A 6,242-nucleotide genomic window follows, 5' to 3' on the forward strand; every position below is an offset into this window, starting at 1 on the left:
ACTTCGACGTGCCCAGCCATGCCGAGGATTACGTCCACCGCATCGGCCGCACCGGCCGCGCCGGACGCACAGGGACGGCGGTGATGATCTGCATCCCGCGCGACACCAAGAATTTCGAGGCGGTCGAGGCGCTGGTCGCCCAAAGCATCCCGCGCATCGACAACCCGATGAAGGGTGGTCAGCCAGAGCCGGTGGAAGAGAGCGTCCAGCCCGATGAAAAGCCCCGCCGCAGCCGTGGCCGCCGTGACAAAGACGAAGCACCCGCCGAAACGACCACGCCCGCCCCACGGCAGGCAGAACGCCCCCAGCAGGCAGAACGGCCCCAGCGTGACGAGAAACCGCGCAACGATCGCGGTCGCGGACGTGACCGCAATCGCGGGCAGGCCGATACGTCAGGCTTGGGTGACGATGTCCCGTCGTTCCTGGCCAAGAGCTTTGCGCAACGCGCGAAGGATTGACAGGGGCCGGGATTGACCCCGGCCACCGCCTACCCCAACCGGCTGACCACGATCATCACTTCCGGCTTCTTGCCGATTTCGTCCTGCGCGGTCTTGCGGGCGATGGCCTTCAGCTCTTTTTCCAGCTTGTCATCATCGGCCAGCGTCTTGCGGTTCGCGCGCATGACGAATTGGGTCAGGTCCTCTTCCAGCACCTCGACCAGCGGCGCACCCGACGTCCCGACCTCGGGCAGACCGTTGGTCTCGACCCATGGTTCGCCCAAGGGCTCGTCGTTCTCGTCGATGATCAGCGTCACCACCAGCTGCCCGTTCAGCGCCATGCGGATGCGGTTGCGCACCACGCCGTCCAGCGCGCCGATCTGCACTGACCCGTCCAGATAGGTCCGACCGGTGTCGATGTATTCGGCGACGGTCGGTGCATTGCCGGAGAGGTCGATCATCATGCCGTTGACCGCCACGATCCCGGTGATCCCGTTGTGAGTGCCCAGCTTTACATGCTCGCGCAGGTGGCGGTGCTCGCCGTGCATCGGGATCAGGATCTGCGGTTTGACGATCCGGTGCAGGGTTTCCAGATCGGGGCGGTTGGCGTGGCCCGACACATGGTATTTCCCGCCCGCGTCATCCACCACATCGACGCCCAGTTCCGACAGTTGGTTCATGATGCGGATCACGCCGCGTTCGTTGCCGGGGATCGTCTTGGACGAAAAGAGGAACGTATCCCCTTCCTTCAGCTTGATCCCCATGTAATTGCCCTGCGCCAGTTGCGCCGAGGCCGCGCGGCGTTCACCTTGTGACCCTGTGACCAACAGCATCAGGTTTTCGCGCGGGATGTTCAGCGCGTCTTCCGGCGAGACGGTGGCCGGAAAGCCTGTCAGCAGCCCCTCTTCCACCGCCGCCTCGACCATGCGGCGCATAGCGCGGCCCAGCAGAACGACCGAGCGGTCGGCCTTCTGCGCGGCCATCGCCAGCGTTTTCAGCCGCGCGATATTGCTGGCAAAAGTCGTCGCCACGACCATGCCTTCGGCCGAGGTCATCAGATCGGCGACATGCCCGCCGATCGCGGATTCAGACCGCCCGGGCGCCTGGGAAAAGACGTTGGTGCTGTCGCAGACCAGCGCCTTGACGCCATTCCTGGATACCTCTTCCCAGAGCCCCGCGTTCCACGGATCACCCACCACCGGCGTCTCGTCGATCTTGAAGTCGCCCGAATGCAGGACGCGGCCCTCGGGGCTGTCGATCAGCAGGCCCGCGCTTTCGGGGATCGAATGGCTGACCGGCAGGTAAGAAACCGTCAGCGGCCCGCAGGTGATCATATGCGGGTAAGGCTCGACCACCTTGACCACGCTTTCGGGGTGCCCATGTTCGGCCAGCTTGCGCCGCGCGATATTGGCGGTAAAGCGGCGCGCATAGACAGGCGCGCCAAGACGCTCCCAGTAGTGGCCGATGGCGCCGACGTGATCCTCATGGGCGTGGGTGATGAAAATCCCCTCGATCTGGGCCTTGCGGGCCTCCAGCCATGCGATGTCCGGCAGGATCAGATCGACCCCCGGTGATCCGTCCATATCGGGAAAGGTCACGCCGAGGTCGACGATGATCAGCCGCTCTGCCCCCGGTTTGCCGTAGCCGTAGACATAGGCATTCATGCCGATTTCACCGGCACCCCCCAAGGGCAGATAGATCAGGCGGTCGTTCATTGATGGTCCTTGTTATAGCGGTGGATCACGGTCAGGCCGTGAATTGTCAGATCGTCTTCGAAATCGTCGAACAGCGGTTCGGATTGCTGGAACAGCGGCGCAAGACCCCCGGTCGAGATCACCCGCATCGGCACGCCGCGTTCGGCCTTGATGCGCGCGCATATCTCACGCACCAGCCCGATGTAACCCCAAAAGACCCCCGATTGCATGCAGGCCACGGTATTCGTGCCGATCACCGCCTGCGGCTTGCTGATATCGACATGCGGCAGGGCAGCGGCGGCGTTGTGCAGCGCCTCGAGCGAGAGGTTCACCCCCGGCGCGATGACACCGCCGACATAGGCCCCGTCGCTGGCGACGACATCGAAGGTCGTGGCGGTCCCGAAGTCCACGACGATCAGATCCCCGCCATGACGGTCAAAGGCGCCGGCGGCATTGACCAGCCGGTCGGGACCGACTTGCGTGCCTTCATCCACACGCGGCGGCGTCGGCAGCAGGCAGTCTGGCTTGCCCACGACCATCGGGCGGCAGTTGAAATAGCGGTCCGACAGAACGCGCAGGTTGAAGACCACGCGCGGCACGGTGGAACTGATGATCACCTCGGTGATCTCGGCGTCGATGTTCTGGAACTTCATCAGCGTCGAGAGCCAGACGTAATACTGATCGGCGGTGCGCTGCCATTCGGTGCTGGTGCGCCATGTGGCGATGAACCGCTCGCCGTTCCAGATCGCGAAGACGGTATTGGTATTGCCGCAGTCAATCGCCAGAAGCATCGCGCCCCCCTAGAAATACACATCCGCTGCCGGAATGGCACGCGGGCCGGTGCCTGTGATCAGCACCAGATTGCCGTCCCCGTCGATGGTGTCAAAGATGCCGGTGATATCCTCGCGGCCCGTGCGCGCGGTGATCACCTCGCCCAGACGCGCGGCCTTCGACAGCCAGTCCTCGCGGATCCGCTGAAAGCCCAACCGCAGCAGTTTCGCCTCTTGCGTGGCATAGGCATCCGCCAGCGTCGCCAGAAAGTCGAGCGGCGCGATATCCGCCTCGGTTTCCTCGAAAAGGCTGGTGGGCGGAAAGGCCGCCTCCGTGACCCCTTGCGGCGTGTGCCGCAGGTTCACCCCGATCCCGATCGACAGCCAGTCCACGAATGGCCCCTGCCCGCTGCTTTCCAGCAGGATGCCCCCAACCTTGCCCCCCGAAAGCAGGACGTCATTAGGCCATTTCAGGCCCAGCCGTGCCGCGGGCACATAGATCGACAGCGCCTGATACAGCGCATTGGCCGCAAGAAACGAGCGTTTCGCCGCCTCGCCCGGTGTCGCCTCGGGGCGGAAGATCAGCGTGGCGTTCAGGTTGCCCGCAGGCGCGACCCAAGTGCGCCCGCGCCGTCCGCGCGCCGCGGTCTGCGTCTTGGCGATGATCCATGTCGGCCGGTCAATGTCGGGCGCGCGGCGCGCGGCCTCGGCCATTGTGCTGTCCACCGTGTCCAGCACCACGCGGGCGTAGCCTTCCGGCCACGGCCCATGTCCGCCAGCGTCAGTTGACAAGTGTCGCCGCCGCTGCTGCGGCCAAGGGCTCGATCCCGAAGAGGTTCACGACGCCGATCACCATCACCGCCGCCGACCCCATCAGCATCGACCACAGCACAGGGTTCATCTTGCTGTCCAACTGCTCACCTTCTTCGCCGAAATACATGAAGTAGACGATCCGCAGATAATAGAAGGCCCCGATGACCGAGGCGATGACACCGGCCACCGCCAGCCACGCCAGCCCGCCGTCATAGGCCGCGCGCAACACGTAAAGCTTGCCGAAGAAACCGACCATCGGCGGCACGCCCGCAAGGCTGAACAGCAGCACCAGCATCGCCAGCGCGCGCAAGGGTTGCTTCTTGGAGAACATCTTGAGCGCGTCGATATCCGTCACCGGACGGCCGTCACGCTCCATCGAGAGGATGAAGGCGAAGGTGCCGATATTCATCGTCACATAAATCGCCATATAGATCAGCATCGCCTGCACGCCAAAGGCCGTGCCTGCCGCCAGCCCCATCAGCGCAAAGCCCATATGCGCAATCGACGAATAGGCCATCAGCCGCTTGATATTGCGCTGCCCGATCGCGGCAATCGCGCCAAGGAACATCGACGCAACGGCAAGGAAGGCCACGATCTGCTGCCAGTCGCCGACAACGCCGCCGAAGGCGTCATGCACGACACGGGCGAAGAGCGCCATCGCCGCCACCTTGGGCGCGGTCGCGAAAAAGGCCGTCACCGGCGTGGGCGAGCCTTCGTAGACGTCCGGTGTCCACATATGGAAAGGGGCCGCCGAAACCTTGAAGGCGAAACCCGCCATCAGGAAGACCAGACCGAAAAGCAGCCCCAGCGAGACACCGTCCTCGGTCGCGGCGATGATACCCGAAAAGAGCGTCGTGCCGGTATAGCCATAGGTCAGCGAGGCACCGTAAAGCAGCAGGCCGGAGGACAAGGCGCCAAGGACGAAATACTTCAGGCCGGCCTCGGTCGATTTCACACTGTCGCGGCGCAAGGCGGCGACCACGTAAAGCGCCAGCGACTGCAACTCCAGCCCCATGTAAAGCGCCATCAGATCGCCCGCGCTAACCATCACCATCATGCCGACAACGGCGAGGGCGACCAGCAAGGGATATTCGAACTTCAAAAGGCCACGCCGCTGCATGTAGCTTTCCGACATCAGCAGGACCGCCGCCGCCGACAGCAGGATCACCACCTTGGCGAAGCGCGCGAAACCGTCATCGACGAACATGCCCCCGAAGGCCACATTCGTCCCCGCGCCATTGACCCCGATCCAGAGCGCCAGCAGGACGAAGACGCCAGAGGTCACCCATGTCAGCAGGGGCGCCATGGCATCCTTGGTGGTATAAACGGCGACCAGAAGCGCGCCCATCGCAAAGACCGACAGGATGATCTCGGGCAGCAGGATTTGCAGATCAGCACCAATCATGACGTGCCTTCCTTAATTCGAAGCGAACTGCGTCGCGGCCTGAGCGGTCGCAAGCGCGGTTTCGTAATTGCCGACCAGCGCCGAAACGCTTGGGCCGATGATGTCGAGAACGAGGGCCGGATAGACCCCCAACAGCAGGGTCATCGCGACCAGAGGCGCGAAGATCACACGCTCGCGCCGTGTCATGTCGGTGATGGACTTCAGGCTCTCCTTGATCAGATCGCCAAGGACGACCCGCCGGTAAAGCCACAGCGCATAGGCCGCCGACAGGATCACACCCGAGGTCGCGAAGATCGCGATCCATGTATTGACCTGGAAGACACCCATCAGTGTCAGGAATTCACCGACAAAACCCGATGTGCCCGGCAGGCCCACATTGGCCATGGTGAAGAACATGAAGATCAGCGCATAGGCCGGCATCCGGTTGACCAGCCCGCCGTAGGCCTCGATCTCGCGCGTGTGCATCCGGTCATAGATGACGCCCACGCACAGGAACAGCGCGCCCGAGATGAACCCGTGGCTGATCATCTGGAAAATCGCCCCGTCGATCCCCTGCTGGTTGACCGAGAAGATCCCCATGGTCACGTAGCCCATATGGGCGACGGACGAATAGGCGATCAGCTTCTTCATGTCCTCCTGCACCAGCGCCACCAGCGAGGTATAGACGATGGCGATGGCCGAAAGCGTCAGCACCAGCGGCCCCATCACCTCGGATCCGACAGGGAACATCGGCAGGCTGAAGCGCAGGAAACCGTAGCCGCCCATTTTCAGCAGGATCGCCGCCAGCACCACCGACCCCGCCGTCGGGGCCTGCACGTGGGCATCCGGCAACCATGTATGCACTGGCCACATCGGCATCTTCACCGCGAAGCTGGCGAAGAAGGCAAGCCACAGCAGGGTCTGCATCCCGCCCACGATCTGCACACCCATCAGGCTGAAGCTCTCGCTGCCGAAAGTATGGGTCATCAGCGTCGGGATGTCGGTCGTGCCCGCATCGGCAAACATCGCCACCATCGCCACCAGCATCAGCACCGAGCCAAGGAAGGTGTAAAGGAAGAACTTGAAGCTGGCATAGATGCGGTCCTTGCCGCCCCAGATGCCGATGATCAGGAACATCGGGATC

The 6,242-nt window shown here is 63.4% G+C and carries 5 protein-coding genes and 1 pseudogene; 1 reads left to right on the plus strand and 5 read right to left on the minus strand.

Annotated elements, in window-relative coordinates; genetic code table 11:
- Positions 1-458, plus strand: a pseudogene (locus tag V7N12_RS13330) (DEAD/DEAH box helicase); the annotation flags it as partial.
- A gap of 29 nt (positions 459-487) precedes the next feature.
- Here V7N12_RS13330 and V7N12_RS13335 read toward each other — a convergent pair.
- From V7N12_RS13335 to V7N12_RS13355, 5 genes are all read right to left on the minus strand, one after another.
- Positions 488-2,152: a ribonuclease J gene (locus V7N12_RS13335; RefSeq protein ID WP_333715115.1), complete on the minus strand. Its 1,665-nt coding sequence runs from the start codon at positions 2,150-2,152 to the stop codon at positions 488-490.
- Positions 2,149-2,922 carry a type III pantothenate kinase gene (locus V7N12_RS13340; RefSeq protein ID WP_333715116.1) on the minus strand — a complete coding sequence of 258 codons (774 nt, stop codon included), beginning with the start codon at positions 2,920-2,922 and terminating at the stop codon, positions 2,149-2,151. Before V7N12_RS13340 ends, V7N12_RS13335 begins: the two co-directional genes overlap by 4 nt.
- A 9-nt stretch (positions 2,923-2,931) precedes the next feature.
- Positions 2,932-3,693 carry a biotin--[acetyl-CoA-carboxylase] ligase gene (locus V7N12_RS13345; RefSeq protein ID WP_333715118.1) on the minus strand — a complete coding sequence of 254 codons (762 nt, stop codon included), beginning with the start codon at positions 3,691-3,693 and terminating at the stop codon, positions 2,932-2,934.
- A complete protein-coding gene (gene nuoN / locus V7N12_RS13350) occupies positions 3,683-5,119 on the minus strand; it encodes an NADH-quinone oxidoreductase subunit NuoN (RefSeq protein ID WP_333715119.1) in 1,437 nt (478 codons plus the stop codon). Before nuoN ends, V7N12_RS13345 begins: the two co-directional genes overlap by 11 nt.
- Positions 5,120-5,131: 12 nt before the next feature.
- Positions 5,132-6,242: NADH-quinone oxidoreductase subunit M (locus V7N12_RS13355; protein ID WP_333715120.1), on the minus strand; the 1,111-nt coding region annotated here is incomplete at its 5' end.

Source organism: Yoonia sp., from assembly GCF_036770585.1.
In the GTDB taxonomy this organism is placed as follows: Bacteria; Pseudomonadota; Alphaproteobacteria; order Rhodobacterales; family Rhodobacteraceae; genus Yoonia.

Excerpts from the sequence above, each read along its gene's own strand:
- nuoN (WP_333715119.1), bottom strand. The coding sequence starts at position 5,119 with ATGATTGGTGCTGATCTGCAAATCCTGCTGCCCGAGATCATCCTGTCG.
- V7N12_RS13340 (WP_333715116.1), bottom strand. The coding sequence starts at position 2,922 with ATGCTTCTGGCGATTGACTGCGGCAATACCAATACCGTCTTCGCGATC.
- V7N12_RS13335 (WP_333715115.1), bottom strand. The coding sequence starts at position 2,152 with ATGAACGACCGCCTGATCTATCTGCCCTTGGGGGGTGCCGGTGAAATC.